Origin of the sequence: Hymenobacter nivis, from assembly GCF_006439025.1 — a bacterium.
In the GTDB taxonomy this organism is placed as follows: domain Bacteria; phylum Bacteroidota; class Bacteroidia; order Cytophagales; family Hymenobacteraceae; genus Hymenobacter; species Hymenobacter nivis_A.
The window spans coordinates 348,698-365,426 of sequence record NZ_RCYZ01000001.1 but is presented as its reverse complement, the minus strand read 5'-3'; the positions used below and the strand labels follow the sequence as shown (position 1 = coordinate 365,426).

At 67.4% G+C, this 16,729-nt stretch carries 13 protein-coding genes; 2 read left to right on the top strand and 11 right to left on the bottom strand.

Annotated features, from left to right (window positions below; genetic code table 11):
- Positions 1–165: 165 nt before the first annotated feature.
- From EAH73_RS01265 to EAH73_RS01250, 4 genes are all read right to left on the bottom strand, one after another.
- Positions 166–2,979: a S8 family peptidase gene (locus EAH73_RS01265; RefSeq protein ID WP_140464488.1), complete on the bottom strand. Its 2,814-nt coding sequence runs from the start codon at positions 2,977–2,979 to the stop codon at positions 166–168.
- A gap of 200 nt (positions 2,980–3,179) precedes the next feature.
- Positions 3,180–3,467: a hypothetical protein gene (locus EAH73_RS01260; protein WP_140464487.1), complete on the bottom strand. Its 288-nt coding sequence runs from the start codon at positions 3,465–3,467 to the stop codon at positions 3,180–3,182.
- 62 nt (positions 3,468–3,529) lie between these two features.
- Complete coding sequence (locus EAH73_RS01255; RefSeq protein WP_140464486.1) at positions 3,530–4,087, bottom strand: hypothetical protein; 558 nt, start codon at positions 4,085–4,087, stop codon at positions 3,530–3,532.
- A gap of 39 nt (positions 4,088–4,126) precedes the next feature.
- Positions 4,127–4,834: a hypothetical protein gene (locus EAH73_RS01250; protein WP_140464485.1), complete on the bottom strand. Its 708-nt coding sequence runs from the start codon at positions 4,832–4,834 to the stop codon at positions 4,127–4,129.
- 112 nt (positions 4,835–4,946) lie between these two features.
- Between EAH73_RS01250 and EAH73_RS01245 the strand changes: the two genes are divergently transcribed.
- Positions 4,947–7,064, top strand: a complete 2,118-nt coding sequence (locus EAH73_RS01245) for a TonB-dependent receptor family protein (RefSeq protein ID WP_140464484.1) — start codon at positions 4,947–4,949, stop codon at positions 7,062–7,064.
- A gap of 152 nt (positions 7,065–7,216) precedes the next feature.
- On the opposite strand, the gene EAH73_RS01240 is transcribed toward EAH73_RS01245, so the two are convergent.
- Positions 7,217–7,510: a hypothetical protein gene (locus EAH73_RS01240; protein ID WP_140464483.1), complete on the bottom strand. Its 294-nt coding sequence runs from the start codon at positions 7,508–7,510 to the stop codon at positions 7,217–7,219.
- 62 nt (positions 7,511–7,572) lie between these two features.
- Positions 7,573–8,037, bottom strand: a complete 465-nt coding sequence (locus EAH73_RS01235) for a hypothetical protein (RefSeq protein ID WP_140464482.1) — start codon at positions 8,035–8,037, stop codon at positions 7,573–7,575.
- Positions 8,038–8,181: 144 nt separating this feature from the next.
- Here EAH73_RS01235 and EAH73_RS01230 point away from each other — a divergent pair, with 144 nt between their 5' ends.
- Positions 8,182–8,460, top strand: coding sequence for a GNAT family N-acetyltransferase (locus EAH73_RS01230; protein ID WP_161599404.1), 279 nt, complete (start codon positions 8,182–8,184; stop codon positions 8,458–8,460).
- Between the two features lie 79 nt (positions 8,461–8,539).
- Here EAH73_RS01230 and EAH73_RS01225 read toward each other — a convergent pair whose 3' ends face one another.
- The 5 genes from EAH73_RS01225 to EAH73_RS01205 all read right to left on the bottom strand — a co-directional run bounded on the left by EAH73_RS01225 (position 8,540) and on the right by EAH73_RS01205 (position 16,259).
- A complete protein-coding gene (locus tag EAH73_RS01225) occupies positions 8,540–9,016 on the bottom strand; it encodes a fasciclin domain-containing protein (protein WP_240047135.1) in 477 nt (158 codons plus the stop codon).
- Positions 9,017–9,347: 331 nt separating this feature from the next.
- The gene (locus EAH73_RS01220) at positions 9,348–10,559 is read right to left on the bottom strand and encodes an alkaline phosphatase (protein WP_140464480.1); all 1,212 of its coding nucleotides are present in this window, start codon (positions 10,557–10,559) and stop codon (positions 9,348–9,350) included.
- A 48-nt stretch (positions 10,560–10,607) separates the two neighbouring features.
- Entirely contained in the window at positions 10,608–11,417 is an 810-nt protein-coding gene (locus EAH73_RS01215; protein WP_140464479.1) for a hypothetical protein, read from the bottom strand.
- Positions 11,418–11,494: 77 nt separating this feature from the next.
- Positions 11,495–13,054 carry a RagB/SusD family nutrient uptake outer membrane protein gene (locus EAH73_RS01210; protein ID WP_140464478.1) on the bottom strand — a complete coding sequence of 520 codons (1,560 nt, stop codon included), beginning with the start codon at positions 13,052–13,054 and terminating at the stop codon, positions 11,495–11,497.
- Positions 13,055–13,139: 85 nt separating this feature from the next.
- Positions 13,140–16,259 carry a SusC/RagA family TonB-linked outer membrane protein gene (locus EAH73_RS01205; protein WP_140464477.1) on the bottom strand — a complete coding sequence of 1,040 codons (3,120 nt, stop codon included), beginning with the start codon at positions 16,257–16,259 and terminating at the stop codon, positions 13,140–13,142.
- Positions 16,260–16,729: the final 470 nt, after the last annotated feature.

The following is a 16,729-nucleotide window of genomic DNA, read 5'->3' as shown; positions in this document are numbered from 1 at the left end:
GAGACGCTGGGGCCCCGGGTGCCGGCACCGGTGTTGGTTGGGCAAGGCGTGGTAGGCGCTGGCGCCGCTGGCACATGCCCTGTCGCGCCGGCATCGGCCACCGCAGTATATGAAGCTCATTAGGTTCAGCTGCAAATACTTCTGTGGTTGAGCCGTTCGACGGAACTACCGCCGTACCACCCCGCGTGCCAGCACGCCGCCCGTGCCCCGGGCCCTGACTATGTAAAGGCCCGGGGCCAAGCCGCTCAAATCCAACTCGGCCGAGGCGCCGCTGCTGGGACGGCGCAGCACCGTTTGGCCCAGGGCGTTCAGCACCTGGATTTCGGTGAGGCCGAAGCCGGGGGGTAGCTCCAGGCGCAGGGGCCCGGCGGTGGGGTTGGGGAAGGCAGCGAAGCCGGGGGCCCCGGCGGTGGCCCGCGTGGGCAGCACGATGGCGTAGGCGAGGCGGGCCGCGTCGGCGGCGGCTTGCAGCTCGGGCAGCGAGCGGGCGGCCAGCACGGCGAAGGCCACCCGCACCGAATCGCCGGGGGCCAGGCGGGCGAGGCGGGTACCCACCACCTGCGACACATCGGCCCCGTTGGGCAGGCCGGCGATGCGCTGGGTACGGGCCGTGCCGCTGCTCACGGTGAGGTACTTCTCGGCGGGCGAGAAGCCGTCGGCCAGGCGCACGGGGCTGCCGGCGGGGGCATTGTTATTAAGCGAGTACACGGCCGGGGCCCCGCCGCGCAGCAGCTGCACGCCGGCGTAGAGGCGGGCCGTGGCAAGGTCGTAGCAGTAGCCCAGGGCGCGGGCCGAGTCGTAGGCGGCGGCGTTTCGGCCGGGCGCGCTGGGCAGGTCCCAGTCCATGAACAGGCCGGCGCACAGGGGTTTCAGGGTGTCGGCGGTGAGGTTGCGCAGCGTGTATTCGAGCACCACAAAATCTTTGCGCGCCGCCGTGGCCCAGGCGTAGGCGCGCTGCCGCACGCGCACGCCCACCGAGCGCACGGGGGCCCCGGCGGCCGGCACAGAATCCTGAAACGTGCCCGTGGCCAGCTGGTCGGCCCGGGGCCCCAGGGCCCCAAAGCCGACTTGGGCCGTGCTGAAAAACGACTGCCGCACGTTGCCGCCGCTGGTGCGCAGGCGGTCGGCCACGCGGGCGGGGGCGGTGGCCAGCAGCAGCCCGCCCTCGCTGAGCAGGGGCCCCTCGCCTTGGTAGGTGGCCCCGTCGCCGAGGGTGGCAGCGAGGTCGTCGTAGCCCAGCTTGCCGCGGCTGGTCACGGTCAGGTGCAGGTCGCCGGCGTCGAGGGTCACGTAGTCGGGGTTGAGCAGCAGCGGCACAAACTGGTCGGTCTGGTAGCCATCGGCGGCCGTGAGGCGGTAGCGCAGCACGGCCGTGGCGTTGAGCGGCACGCCGGTAGCGGCCACAGCGGCGGTAAAGGGCGCGGCGGCGTTGTCGGCGGTGGCCAGGGTAGGCAAGTTGCCCACGGCAAACGCGCCCTGCGTCACCACCACGTAGGGCGAGAGGGATGTGAGCGTGACGGTGAGGCCGGCCACGGGTTGCAGCAGGTTTTGCACGGTGGCCGTGAGGCGCAGGGCGGTGCCCGGGGCGTAGGACCGGCGCAGGGGGGCCACGGTGCTGGCCGTCACGCGCACCTCGCGGGCGGGGGCGGCCACGGCCCGGTACAGGTTGAGGCGGCCGGTGCCGAGGCGGCCGGCAAAGGCGGCGTTGCCGGCCACGGCGCCGATGGGGTCGGTGGTTTGGCGCAGCTGGGCGGCCACCTGGGCGGCGGTGTAGGCTGGAAACCGCTGCCGCACCAGTGCCGCGCCCGCCGCCACCAGCGGGGCCGCAAACGAGGTGCCGCCCACGGCGATGTAGTCGGCATCGGGGGCCCCCGACGGGGTGGTGCCCTGGTAGCCGTAGGTGGTGAGGATGTCGATGCCGGGGGCCACCAGGTCCACGCGCCACGAGTAGGTGGCGTTGGGGGCCTTGCGGTCGGCGTTGTCGACGCCCGACACCGAGATAACGTGCTCGTAGGAAGCAGGGTAGAAGAGCAGGTCGGCGTTGGTGTTGCCGGCGGCGGCCACCAGCACAGCGTCGCGGTTCACGGCGGCGTAGGTGCACGCGTCCTGCTCAAACTGGGAGTAGCCGCCCGTGCCGCCCCACGACATGTTGATGACCCGGCAGCCGTGGTCGGCGGCGTACACAATGGCCTCGAAGCCGGCAAATGCGCCGCTGGGCACGTTGGGGTAAATGTTCAGGGGCAGGAACCGGCAGTTGAGGCCCGCGCCGGCAATGCCGCGGCCGTTGTTGGGGGTGGCGGCGCACACGCCCGCCGCCAGCGTGCCGTGGATGATGGCGGCGTCGAAGCCGGCGTTGTTGTCGCCGTTGGCCAGGTCCCAGCCCGTGAAGTTGTCCACGTAGCCGTCTTTGTCGTCGTCGATGCCGTTGATGGGGTCGGCGTAGTTGTGCTGCACGTGGCCCTTGAGGTCTTCGTGGGTCAAGCGCACCCCGCCGTCGGTGATGCCAATGACCAGCGTACTGTCGCCCGGGGCCAGGTCCCAGGCCCGGTAGGCCCCGATTTGCCGGAGGTAGTACTGGCCCTGGTTGGGGTCGGTGAGGGTCGAGTCGGCCCGCGGGTCGTTGGGCTGTTGCAGGGGGGCGCGCACGTACAGGGGCTCCACGTAGGCCACCTCGCCGGTGCCCAGCAGCAGCTTGCGGGCCCGGGCCAGGGGCAGGCCGGGCGGCACGGCCACCTCGTACACGGCCAGCAGGTCCACCGCCCCGGGCTTCTCCAAATCAAGCGGCAGCGCGTGCGGAAATTTCTGGCGGCAGCCCGTGGCCCCGAGCTGCGCCAGGGCCCCTGCCAGCGCGGCGGGTGTGCCCCCGGGCCGCAGCTTCAGCACCAGGCGGCCGGGGATGGTGGGCGGCGCGGCGCTGGCCGGGGCCCCCACCGTGCCAAACCACAGCAGTAAATAGCAGATACGTAATAGTTTAGCCATATTCCGATAAGTCGCAGGCGTTAGTAAACACCTTGATTATCGGTAAAATACGGGAATATTTTGCCCACTTGCGCGGTGCCGTATCCAGCAAATTTGCAAGTTTGCAAGGCGTGCCGCCAGGGTGCTATTTTTTCCCGAAAATGCCAAACGAAAACCGCGGTCAGGGCCCCTACTAGGCGGGGCGGGCGCCGGCGTCGGCGCTACAAAATGTTGCGCAAATCTTCGCGCAATGCCTCGATGCCGCGCCAGATGCTGGCCCAGGCCCCCGGCTCGGCCGCGCCCGCGGCGGCGTGCTCCGTGAGCTGGATGGCCAAGCGGGCGCGCTTAGCCTCCAGGGCGTCGGCGTGGGCCAGGTAGGTGGCGGGCGAGCCGGCGGCCGTGGCATGGGCGCGCTGGCGCAGGGTGTGGATTTTGGCGTCCAGCTCGTCGAGGGCGTGGCGCAAATCGGCGGCGGAAAGGGGCGGGACGGGGGCAGCGGAATCGGACATGGTGCGGAAGGGAAGTGAGAACTCATTGTACTGCCACCAGCCCCGAAAAGATGTGCCCGCTGCTACTGGGGCCCCCAGGCGCGCGGCAGGCCGGCCTCGCGGGCCAGCGGCGCGGCCCCCGACTGCCCCAGGGCCCCCAGCACATCGGTGGCAGTGGCGGCCAGCTCCAGGTGGTAGTCGGGGTGCAGGCGCTGGCTGAGCTTGAGGGCTTCCTGGGCGCGGCGCACCAGGTGCTGGAGCAGCGGCTGGGTGGGGCCGTGCAGCCGCGCCACGGTGGGGCCCTGGTGCCGGAACACGTTGGCCAGCAGGCGCCAGCTCAGTTCGGCCTCGCCAAAAGCGTCGTCGGTAACCTTGGCGTGGTAGGCCAGGCGGGCCTGCACCTGGCGCAGCACCACCAGCAAGTCGTTGGGCGTGTGGTGGAAGCCCCGCACCGGGTCGTCGACCAGGGCGCGCAGGGCGGCGCGGCGGGTTTCCAGGGCGTCGGGGCCCTCCAGCAGGCGGTAGGCGAGCTGCTCGGTCAGCACCGCGTCCTGGGCCACGAGGCGGGCCAGGAGCTGGTCTTTCTCCTTCTGCGGCAGTTGGAATAAGGCTTTGCGCAGGTCGGGCGGGAGGGCAGGCATAAATGGTAATACCGCACGCGGCAGCACCGGGTTGCTCTACTAAGGCCGCCACCGCCAAATGGCTAATCCTGCTACGAGCGCTAGTAGAGCCAACGGCCAGCGCCACACAGGTAGAGCCAGTAGTTGCCACTTCTCAGGTTGCACTTCAAATAAGGGCCACCAATTATCTATATCCTTAAGGCGGGTCCATAATGGAATTTGAGGACTCGTATATGGAGTCAGGATAACGTCACCATACACATGCTGATCCTGCCGATTTCTTATTTCAGTTAGAGCATACAGCGTGATAGGTTTATGCACGATGTCAAGCCAATACTTTCTGGTGTTTTCACGATTCATTAAATCTAGCAGAAAGATCAAATCCTTATAATGAGCTGTAGGGTCAAGGCTAATACTTACCCGGCCGCGGTGACTGGAGTCAGCCATCATAGCACATATAGCAGTGGTTACGTGAATCCGTTCTTGTGACTGATTTTCGGGCTTACCAGTAAGATGATTTTTCTGCCAAGGGCCCATGGCGCGTATTATTTTAGGTAGAGTAGACGCGCAAAAAAGACAGGTCTTTGCCTCGGCAGGCGACAATGCACCTATAGGTGGCATTGTCAGTTGCAGCACGCTCCGCAGTTTCAGCCGGTCCTGCCAGGGCCCCAGCGCCACGCAGCCCAACCACAGCAGCCCCGCCAGCGCCAGCAGGCCCGGCGGAAACAGTAGTGGGCGGCGGTGGCGGCGAGGCAGGTAGAGGTGCATGGCGGTGGGCCATTAGGTGAGGCGGCGGTGAAATTAATGACGCCAACGGCGGCGGCCGGCGCAAAATTGCCGTATCGGGCCCTGGGGCCCCTGCCCGCCGCTACTGCTACTTATGATGCTTCGCTACTCCCTGCTGCTGCTGGCCCCGCTGGGGGCCCTGGCCCAAACCGCCGCCCCGCCGCTGCCCGACACCGCCCGCACCGTGCGCCTGCCCGACGTGCCCGTGACCGGCTACGGCCAGCGCCTGCCGCTGCGCCGCACCGCCGCCGCCATCGGCGTGATTGACGCCCAGACGATTAACCGCTTCAACCCCGCCGCCCTCACGCAGGCTGTGAACACGCTGCCCGGCGTGCGGCTGGAGGAGCGCGCCACCGCCAGCTACCGCCTCAGCATCCGGGGCAGCACGCTGCGCTCGCCCTTCGGGGTGCGCAACGTGAAGACGTACTACAACGGCATTCCCTTCACCGACGCCGGCGGTACCACGCCGCTCAACCTGCTCGACCCCGCCATCATCGGGCGGCTGGAGGTGGTGAAGGGCCCCGGCGGCAGCGTGTACGGGGCCGGTACCGGCGGCGTGGCCCTGTTCGAAACGCCCGCTGTGGCCGCCGGTACCGCCCGCGCCAGCGCCGGGGCCACCGTGGGCAGCTACGGCCTGCTGCGCTACGGCGCCACCGCCGAGGCCGCCACCGCCACCAGCGCCGTACGCGCCCAGTACGCCCACCAGCAGCTCGACGGCTACCGCCAGCAGAGCAATTTGCGCCGCGACGTGCTGGCCCTCGACGCCCGCACCACCGCCGGCGAGAAAGCCACCCTGGCCGCCCACTTCCTCTACACCGACCTCAACTACCAGCTGCCCGGGGGCCTCACCCGCGCCCAGTACGAGGCCGACCCGCGGCAGGCCCGCCCCAGCACCGCCGCCGCGCCCGGCACCGTGGCCCAGCGCACGTTCTACGCCTCGCGCACGGCGCTGCTGGGCCTCACCCACACGTACCAATTCACCGACGCGCTGGGGCTCGAAACCACGCTCTACGGCAGCGGCACGGCCATTCGCACGCCGTACTTGGTGGATTACGAACGCAATACTGGCTTGGGGTTGGGCGGGCGCACGGCCCTGCGCTACCGCACGGCGCTGGCCGGGCGCGTGCTGCGCCTGCAAGCCGGCGGCGAGTACCAGTTTGGCTTCGTGAACGGCCGCAGCTACGCCAACCTGGCCGGCACGCCCGGGGCCCTGCGCTACGACGACGAAATCACGACCACCACCGGCTTTGCCTTTGCGCAGGCCGATTACGAGCTGCCCGCCGGCTTACTCCTGACGGTGGCCGCCAGCTACAACCGCCTGCACTACAACATCGAGCGCGTGAGCGACGCCCTCGCGCGGCCCGATGCCTACCGCTTCCAGCGCAGCTTCCGCCCCGAGGTGTCGCCCCGGGTAGCGCTGCTCAAGGAATTCAGCCCCGCCGCGTCGGTGTACGCCAGCGTGAGCACCGGCTTCTCGCCGCCCACGGTGGAGGAAATCCGGCCCTCCGACGGCAGCCTGAACGGCGGCTTGCAGGCCGAGCGCGGCGTGAGCTACGAGGTAGGGGCCCGGGGCGCTTTCTTCGCCAACCGGCTGCGCTACGAGGTGGCGGTGTTCGATTTTGAGCTGCGCCAAACCATCACCAGCAGCACCACCGCCCAAGGCATCGCCGTGTTCAACAACGCCGGCGCCACCCACCAGCGCGGCGTGGAGGCCGGCCTCAGCGGCTGGCTGTGGCAGCCGGCGGGCGCGGCGGGGGGCCCTGGGGCCCCCGGCCAGGGCCCCAGGGGCCTGCGCGCCTGGGCCAGCTTCGCCTACAACAACTTCCGCTTCGGCAGCGCCTACGCGGGGGCGGGCGGCGACGCCAGCGGCAACCGCCTGCCCGGCACGGCCCCCCAAACCCTCAGCGCGGGCCTCGATTTCAGCGAGCGCACCGGCTTCTACCTCAGCCCCAACCTCGGCCACCAGGCCCGCATTCAGCTCAACGACGCCAACTCGGCGGCGGCCGTGGGCTACTGGGTGTACGGGGCCCGCGGCGGCTGGCGCCACACCCTGGCCGGCCACCTGGACGTCAACCTATTCGCCGGCCTTGACAATGCCCTGGACCGCCGTTACAGCCTCGGCAACGACTTGAACGCCTTCGGCAACCGCTTCTTTCAGCCCGCGCCCGGCCGCAGCTACTACGGCGGCGCCCAGGTGGGCTGGGCGTGGTAGGGCCCCCGTGGGCTACCCAAGCGGGCGGTCATGCTCCAATGCGCGCTGCGTGACCGCCTGGTTTTTTATTTCTCCGTAATAGTATTTAGACCAATAAAAAAGGGGCCCTGGCATATTTGCCAGGGCCCCTTTTTTATCAATAGAACGCAGCCTTACTTAGGCTCCTGCTCTTCGGGCAGGGTGAATGCGCGGTCGCTGGGGTCGGTCAGCTCCTTGGGCAGCGCGTCGGGGTCCGACGACACAAATTCGCCGTTGATGCGGTCGTTGACGGCCATTTCCTGCTCGTAATTGCGCAGCGAGTCATCCATCTCGTCGGCCATTTCCTGGCCCGACGAGTTGTTGTTGTCGAGCTGCTGGCCGTAGGTGGCTGCGTCGAGCATGGGGGTGGACAGGCCGTTCTCTTCGGGCTGCTCCTGCTGGTTGGCGTCGGGGGTATTGGGGGACATGGGAAGCGGGTAAGGAGTGAAGGGGCCACGCGAGCGGGGCCCCAATGTGCAAGTAGGCGGGCCTACAGTGTGTTAGGTGCCTGGTCGGTGTCGCGGGCGTTCTGCTTGGCTTCGCCGGGGGCTTCGTTGTATACCTTGTTGTGCGAGCCGCCGCCGGCGTAGCGCGGGTCGTCCTTAGACCACGCGGCGCGCAGCTCGTCGGTGTCGGCACCTTCGGCCTGGGCCTCGGCCACGCCCGCCGTGTCCTGGTTCTGCATCACGTGGCCGGGCTGGTCTTCCAGCTTGTCGGGGTGTGCTTTGGCTTCTTCTTCGTTGCGGAATTCGCTGAACTCGTCGGGGTTATCGTTCGAGCCGCTGCGGCCCTCGGGCTTGTCGGCGGTCGGCGCGGCATCGGCGGGCTTGCCGAAGTCACCGTACTGGGGCGAAGACGAAGGATCTTTGGCGGGGTCGTTGGGGTTGAGGCGGGCTTCCTGTGCGCGCTCCCGCTGGTCAGGGGCCGACGTGTGGGGGGAATCTTGCGTATCCATTGGGAATTGAGGAGAAGTGGGCAGAATGAACGCCCCGCGGAGGAGCCTTCCCGTATGCTTACGCAAATCTGCCGCCGCCGTTCACCCGCCGCTCCCCAAACGCCACCTTTCGTACTTCAACCCCCAACCAATCAATCCCTTCCCATGTCCATTCAACACGACTCAGCTGCCCATCGTTTCACCGCCACCCAGCCCGAGGGCACCGGCGAGCTGGTGTACGAGCTGCCCAAAACCGGCGTCATCGACTTCGTGCACACCTTCGTCGACGAAGCTCTGCGTGGCCAGGGCGTAGCCGACGAGCTGGCCCGCGCCGGCCTGGCCTACGCCCGCGCCCAGCACCTGAAGGCCCGCACCACGTGCTCGTTCATGGCCAGCTTTGCCCAGCGCCACCACGCCGAATACGCCGACGTGCTGGCCGCCTAGGGCCCCCAGCCCCCACATAAAAAAGAGGGCCCCGCCGAATCATCCGGCGGGGCCCTCTTTCTTGTGCGAGACGGGCAGCTTACTTGCTCGGCATCAGCACGGTGTCAATGACGTGGGTCACGCCGTTCGAGTCCATGATGTTGGGGATGGTAACGGTGGCCGTGCCGCCTTTGGCGTCGGTCAGCATCACGGTTTTGCCTTTTTTCGACACCTTAATGACTTCGCCTTCCACGGTGGTCAGCTCCTGGCCGTCCTTCAGGTCGGCGGCCATCAGGTGGCCGGGCACCACGTGGTAGGTGAGGATGGTGGTGAGCTTATCCTTCATGTCGGGCTGCACCAGCTGGTCCACCGTGCCGGCGGGCAGCTTGTCGAAGGCAGCGTTGGTGGGGGCGAACACGGTGAAGGGGCCGGCGCTTTTCAGCGTTTCCACCAGGCCGGCGGCTTTCACGGCGGCCACCAGCGTGGTGTGCTCGCTCGAATTCACAGCGTTGTCCACAATGTCCTTATCGGGGGTCATCATGGCGCCGCCCACCATCACGCCCTTGCCCATTTTCATGCCTTTTTCGCCCTTGCGGGGCTTGGTGGTGGCCTTCAGGCGGTCGCCGGCGTCGGTTTTGGCCTTCACCTTCATTTTGCCGTCGTCGGCAACCTTGGTTTTGGTCATCACGCCGTCCTGCGTGGTCTTCACCTTGTCGCCGCCGTCCGACACCTCGGTTTGGGCAAAGGCGGGGGCGGTGAAAGCGAGGGCGAGGCCGAGGGTGGCGAGGAAGTGCTTGGTGTTCATCGTGTAAGAAGAAAGAACAGTTGAAATAGCGGCCGCGCCAACTGCGCGCCCGGGGCCCTATACGGCCCCTCGCCCAGTTTGGATGTAGCGGGCCCGGGCTTGGCTACGGCCAGCCCAGGGCTCGCTTGAGGCGGAAGTAGAGGTCGGTATTCTGGTACATGCCCGTGAACAGCTCGCTGCCGGGGCCGTAGGCAAACACCGGCACCATCACGGCGGTGTGCTGGTGGCTGGCGAAGTTGGCCACGACTTTGCCGGCCTGTGCATCGCCCTCCACCAGGCTGTAGCCGCCGGTTTCGTGGTCGGCCGTGACGACGACCAGCGTTTCGCCGTTGGCCGCAGCAAAGGCGAAAGCCCGCCCCACCTGCTGGTCGAAATCGAGCACTTCCTCCACGTTGTAGGTGGCGTTGTTGAAGTGGCCCGCGTCGTCAATCTGCGAGCCCTCCACCATCAGAAAAAATCCCTCTTTCTTGCGACCCAAAATTTCCAGCGCCTTGCCGAAGCCCAAGCGCATGTAGGCCGCCGTGCGCTCGGCCACCGGCTTGGGGCCCCCGGGGGCAAGCAGCGCCACGGCCCGGGGCCCCGTGAGGGCGGCGGCCTGGGCGGGCGTGGTGGCCACTTGGTAGCCCAGGCGCTGCCACTTTTCGAGCAGGTTCTGGTGGTCTTGGCGCTGGGTAAAATACTGGGCCCCACCGGCGTACATAAAGTCGATGGGCGCGGCCAGAAACTTGGCCGCGATGGCCTCGTGCTCGTTGCGGTTGGGGTGCACGATGGCGAAGGCGGCGGGCGTGGCATCGGTCAGCTCGCAGGCCACCACCAGGCCAGTGGCCTTGCCGTGGGCCCGCGCATCGTGCATGATGGACCGGAACTGGTGGCCCGCCGAGTCGGTGCCCAGCGCGGCGTTGTACGTTTTGTGGCCCGTGGCCATGGCCGTGGCGCTGGCCGCCGAGTCGGTAATCTTGCCGTACTGGTTTTGGGTTAAGGACAGGCCCGTGGCCTGCGCCTGCTGCATAAACAGCTGGCCGTGGTTGGCGAGCAGGCCCCCCATTACTTGGGCGGGCCCCATGCCGTCGCCAATCATAAAGATGACATTTTTGATGGGTTTGCGGGGGCCCCCGTAGGGCGCCAGCGGCGGCACGGCGTAGGCTGCCTGCGGGGCCTCGTACTGGGTTTTATACAGCGGCTCGGCGGTGGCCGGCGCGGGCGGCGGCTGGTGCTTGAGCGCCTCGATGATGACGCTGCGGGAAGGGGCCGGGGCCTGGGCGTGCACCGCCGGGGCCGCCAATAGGCTCAGCAGGGTGCAAGTGAGGTGTTTCATAAAACGGGCAAGGGGGCCCTGTTGGGGCCCCGGTGGGGTGGGGTAGGGCTAGCGCGCCCGGTTCTCGCCAACGACTTGGGCCAGCTCGGCCAGCTCATCGGCCCCCACGAGCAGGCTGGGGTAGGCCAGCAGCGCCTGCCACACGGCGCGGCGCTGGGCCGGCGTGGCGGCAGCCAGGTTCCAGAACCGGATGCGCTGGCCGCTGCGGCGGGCCAGGGCGTCCCACTGGCGCAGCTGGGCGGCCTCGGCGGCGGGCTGGGGCCCCTGGCCAGTCCAGTGGAAATGCACCTGCCAGTCGGCATTGACGGTGGGGATGGCCGCCGCCAGCTCGGGGCGGAGGTCGACCGGCAGCTGCCCGTCGAGGAAGACCAAACGGCTAGTATCGGCCAGCACCTCGGCGCGCGGGTAGCCCCCAGTGAGGATGACGCGCACGCCGTTGGGGCGCGGGTGCAACGGGGTGGTGAGCAGTGGCGCGTAGCGGGCCAGCACGCGCCGCAGGCGGGCGTAGGTGGCCGGGCCGTCGGTTTTCACGTCAATGAACAGCCACAGCTCGGCTGGGCGGGCGTAGCGACCCGCGCCGAGCTGCCGCAGCGGGTCAAGGTAGAGGCTTTCGAGGGTGCGGCCGGGGCGCAGGGCGGCGGCCTCGTGGCCCACCAGCAAGGTACTATCCACCAGAAAAACGTCGGCCTCCACGCTTTGGAAACCCAGCGCCAGGGCATCGAACAGCGGGTGGGGCCGCCAGTAGTCGTTGTGCGAGTGGCCCTGCCCCAGGGGCGCGGCGGGCTGGAAGCCAGTGGGCTGAGCCCGGGCCGTGGCCAAGAAACAGAGGCTGGCCACCAAGCAGAAAAAGAGGCGCATGGGCTGAAAACAGGGGCCCCGCTGGCGGTGGGGCCAGCGGGGCGGAATAGGGGAACAAGTATCTCGGAAGCGGATAATTACCAGCCCTGGTTCTGGGCGATGTGCGAGTTGGCCAAGTCGTTGGGCGGGATGGGCCATACGTGGTGAACGGCGGGGTTGAAGGTGCGGGCGGGCCACACGGTCACTACCTTGAAGGTCGAGTTGGGGTCGGTCTGGTTGGCGTAGGCGCGGCCGAGCTGGGGTTGGGCGTAGGCGGCCTGGGCATCGCCCCAGCGCACGAGGTCGGCGTGGCGGTCGGCAAACTCGCCGGCCAGCTCCACGCGGCGCTCGTGCTTGAGGTCAGCGAGGGTGGCGCCGGTTTTGGCGGCCAGGCCGGCGCGGCGGCGCACGGCGTTGAGGGCGTCGTCGCCGCTTTTGCCCTGCATGATTTGGGCTTCGGCCTTGAGCAGCAGCACCTCGGCGTAGCGCAGCAGCGGCACGTTGAGGTCGGTGGTGGGCTTGTCGCCGTTGGCGTTGATGTGGTCGCTCACCGGCGTGGCGAAGGGCTGCATGTACTTGCTAAACTGGAAGCCCGTGAGCGAGTTAGACGAAAAGTAGCGGCGCGTGCTGCCCAAAAACTGGAACGAGTCGCCGAAGCTCAGCACGGTGGCGGCGCGGCGCACGTCGCCGGTTTCAAACTCATTATACAGGCCCAGCGTGGGCTGGAAGTAGCCCCAGCCGTTATACAGGCCCCAGCCCTTGTTTTCGAGCACCACACCGGGTAGAATGCTGCCGTCCTGCCGGCCCGATACGGCCGACCAGATGTACTCACTCGACCAGTTTTTGTCGATGCTGAACACGCTGCGGAAGTCGGCCGCCGGGTTGCCGGTATTCAGCAGTGCGCGGCCCGAGCCGGAGGTGGCCACGGCCGTGGCGGCGGCTTCGGCCAGGGCCCACTTGCTGCGGTCGTACTGCGCCCAGAAGGTGTAGGTTTTGGCCAGGTAGGCGAGGGCGGCGTCTTTGTGGGCGCGGCCCTGGTCGGTGCTGCTGTAGGTGGTGATGAGCGGCAGCAACTCGGCGGCTTTCTGGAAGTCGCTGACCATCATGGCGTAATTATCTACCACGCTGGCCGGGCGCGGGAAGTCGTTCTGGTCCATGGTGGCTTCCGTCACGATGGGCACGCCGGCGCGCTGGTCGCCGTAGCGGGTGGCGATGTGGAAGTACGAGAAGGCGCGCATGAAGTAGGCCTCGCCCAATACCCGGTTTTTGAGGCTGGCGTTGATGCTCATGCCGGGCACGTTCTTGAGCACCTCGTTGCAGCGCCGGATGGCCCGGTACGAGTAGCCGTACATCTTGTTGATGTCGCCCTCCGAGCCAGTGGCCGTGAAGTTGCGGGTGTTGGCGGCGGTGGCCCGCACGCGGCCCGTCACCATGTCGTCGGAGGCGTTGATGAACCAGAAAAAGCCGCGCCCGAACATGTCGTCGTCGCGCATGTAGGTATAGAGGGCGTTGGAGGCGGCCGTGGCATCATCGGCCGTTTGCCAGAAGTTGGCCGCCGTGATGGTGCCCTGGGGCGTGAGGTCGGTGAAGGATTTCTTGCAGCCGGTGGCGGTGGCGAGCAGCGCAGCGGCAAGCAGGAAGGTAGTAGTGGGTTTCATTATCAGTAGGTAAATTTCAATTTTATGCTGGTTGGGCCATCTGGCTGGGGGGGAGATGCTCCCGGGTGCCCCGTCTGGTGGCCGCTTAAATCCCCAGGTTCAGGCCCACCGTGAGGGTGCGCGGCAGCGGGTAGGTGCCCACGTCGAGGCCGCGGTTGCCCACTTCGGGGTCGAGGCCGGTGTATTTGGTGAAGGTGACCAGGTTTTCGGCCGTGAGGTAGAGGCGCAGGCTGGCCCCGGTGCGCACGCGGCCGCTGAGGGCGGCGGGCAGGGTGTAGCCCACGGTCAGGTTTTTGAGGCGCAAGTAGGAGCCATCTTCCAGGTACCAGTCGGAGGCGCGGCTGAAGTTCTGGTTGGCATCGGCCGTGGACAGGCGCGGGATGGTGGCGTCGGGGTTATTGGGCGTCCAGGCGTCGAGCACGCGGCGGTCGAGGTTGTAGCCCTGCAGGCCCGCGTTGTAGGTCGAGAATTTGTAGGCGTTGAAGAGCTGCACGCCGCTCACGCCTTGCAAGAACACGCTGAGGTCGAAGCTCTTGTATTGGCCGCTCAGGGTGAGGGCGTAGGTGCGCTTGGGCATGGCGCTGCCCCGGTACACGCGGTCGTTGTCGTCGATTTTGCCGTCGCCGTTCACGTCCTGAAACTTGAGGTCGCCAGCCTTGGCGTTGGGCTGAATGCGCTGCCCGTCGGCGGTGGTGTAGGCGGCCGCCTCCTGGTCTGACTTAAACAAGCCCTGCGCCGGGATGAGGTAGTAGGCGTACAGCGGTTGGCCCACCGTGGAGCGGAACGGGTAGAGCTGCGTGCGCACGTTGTCGGTGTGCTGGATGTAGCTGTTGCCGTAGCCATCCAGGTCCAGCACCTGGTTTTGGAGGGTGGCCAGGTTGCCGTTCACTTGGTAGGTGAGGGCCCCCGCCTGGCCGTTGTAGCCCAGGCTCAGCTCCAGGCCTTGGTTGCGCACGGTGCCCACGTTGGCGGTGGGGCCCTCGCCCACGCCCGAGCCGGTGTTGGGGGCGATGGGCAGAATCAGGCCGCGGGTGTATTTGCGGAAGTAATCGACGCTGAAGGTGAGGCGGTTATCGAGCAGCCCCAGGTCGAGGCCCGCGTCGAAGGTTTCGGAGCGCTCCCACTTCAGGTTGGGGTTCGACTGCTTATCTACGTAGTAGGCCGTGCCGTAGCCGGGCGCGCCGCCCAGGTAGGCCTGGCCGGCCACCAGCGGCACGTTGTAGGCGTAGTAGTTGACGGACTGGATGTTGCCAATCTGGCCCCACGAGCCGCGCAGCTTCAGCGTCTGAATGAGCTTTGGGTTCCAAAACGATTCGGAGGAGACTTTCCAGGCCCCCGACACGGCCGGGAAGTAGTCGGAATTATACGTGGCCAGGCGCGAGGTTTGGTCGCGGCGGGCGCTGGCCATCAAGAAGTAGCGGTCGGCAAAGCTGTAGGTGACGCGGCCGATGGCCGAGGTCAGGGCGTCCTGGTACACGCTGCTGGTGGGCTTCACCACAAATTCCTTGGCGTTGCCGATGTACTGGTACCAGTCGTCCTCGCGGTCGAAGTTCTGGCCTTGCAGCCACGAGTACTCGTAGTTGGTGCGTTGGGCCGAGTACACGGCCGTGAGGTCGAGGGCGTGGCGGCCCAGGGTTTTCTGGTAGCTCACCTGGTTGTCCCAAATCCACTTGGTGCGGGCCGACTGGCTCTGGGTCAAGTAGTTCATGGTGTTGCTGCGGCCGGGCTCGGGCACCCGCGGGTCGAAGCGCTTGTAATTCTCGTTCAGCAAATCGAGGCCGAAGCTGCTGCGCAGTTTCAGGCCTTCCAGCGGCGCGTACTCCACGTAGCCGATGCCGTTGACGTTGAGCACGGGGTTGTCGATGGCCGGGCGCAGCAGCAGGGCCACCGGGTTGTACACGTCGCCGTAGGCCCCGGCAAATTGAAAGGCCGGGTCGGGCGCGAGTGGCGTCACGCCGCCGAAGCTGCCGTCTGGGTAGCGCACGGTGGCCGCCGGGGGCATGTAAATGGCGTTGATAATTGCGCCCGAGTAGCTGTTGCTGGTGTTGGCCCCGCGCCCGTTGGTGCGGTTGATGTACACGTTCTGGCCCACCGTTATTTTGTCGCTCAGGTCGTAGTCCGACTTCAGGCGCAGGGTGTAGCGCTGCAAATTGGTGCCCACCAGCAGGCCCTCGTTTTTGAGGTAGCCGAACGACGACAGGTAGCGGCCGTGCTCGCTGCCGCCGCTCACGGTGGCGTTGAGGTTGTAGATGCTGCCGGTGCGAAAAATATCGTCGAGCCAGTTGGTGCGCGTCGTCTGGCCCCAGGGGTTTTTGGTGGCGTCGTGGGCGGCGGGGCGGCCCACGCCGGCGTTGTCGGCGGCCAGGTTGTAGGCGGCGGCCTGCTCGGCGGCGTTTAGGGCCCCGGGGCGGCGGTAGGCCGTTTGCCAGCCCTGGTAGGTGTCCACGGTCACGCGGGGCGTGCCGCTTTTGCCACTTTTGGTGGTCACCACCACCACGCCCGAGGCGGCTTGCGCGCCGTAGATGGCGGCGGCGGCCGCGTCTTTCAGCACCGTAATGCTGGCGATGTCGTTGGGGTTCAGGGGCCCCCCGTAGTAGGGCATGCCGTCCACCACGTACAGCGGCTGCTCGCTGCTGGTCGAGCCCGCCCCGCGGATAACCACCTGCGGCGTGGCCGTGGGGTCGCCGCCCTGGGTCAGCACCGTCACGCCGGCCACGTTGCCCTGCAGCATGCTGGCCACGTTGGTAATTGGGCGGTTGGCCTGCTTCTCGGGGTTGGGCAGCGAGCCTACGGCGGTGGTCAGGTTTTCGCGTTTGGTGGTGCCGTAGCCCGTCACTACCACTTCGTCGAGGCCCGTCAGGCTGGGCTTGAGGCTGATGCTGAAGCTGGCCCGGCCCGCCACGGGCACCTCCTGCGGTTCAAAGCCCACGAACGAGAGCACCAGCACGGCCTGCGCGGGGCTGGCCACGCGCAGCTCAAACCGGCCCTCGGCGTTGGTGGCCGCGCCGTTGTTGGTGCCCTTCACCAGCACCGTCACGCCGGGCAGGGGCTGGCCGACGGCGTCGGTTACCTGGCCGGCCACGGTCTGCGCGGCGGGGGCCTGGGCGCGGGTGGTGGTGGGCAGGGCCAGCGTGAGGGCAGCTGGTCCGGCTAGGCCGAGGGCGAGGGTGGCAGCGGTGCGGTACTGGGGTAGGCGTCTGGGCATAGGGCAACAAAAGGGTGAGGCGCCGGGCAGCGCCGGCGTCGGGAGTGGCAAAAGCAGCAGGAGGGTAGGGCCCCAGGGCGGGCAGTGGGGCAGGGCGAGCAAGCAGCGGAAAGGGCTCGAAAAGGCCGTTGGCGCTATCCTGGTAGGGGTTGGCTTCGGTGCTGCAAAGTTCCCGGGCTAAGGTTTAGCCAATATGTTGCCTGTATTATGCAATTGTCACGAAGCCTGCCGGGCAGTGGCCGCCTGGCCCGGCCACCGGGGGCCCTACTGGCCGGTAGCGGCTACGGAGCAAGCCTGGTAGGCCCGCTCTCGTGTCCCGCCCGGGCACTTGTTCCTCAAATAGCACCCTGAAATCCAGGTTCTACGCATTGTTCGCCAATGCGTCGGCCGGTAATACCAGCTAAGAATAGTGCCCGTCCGGAAAACACTAGGGCCCCGACGGAAAAGCCGGCGGGGCCCCTGTTAGGCTT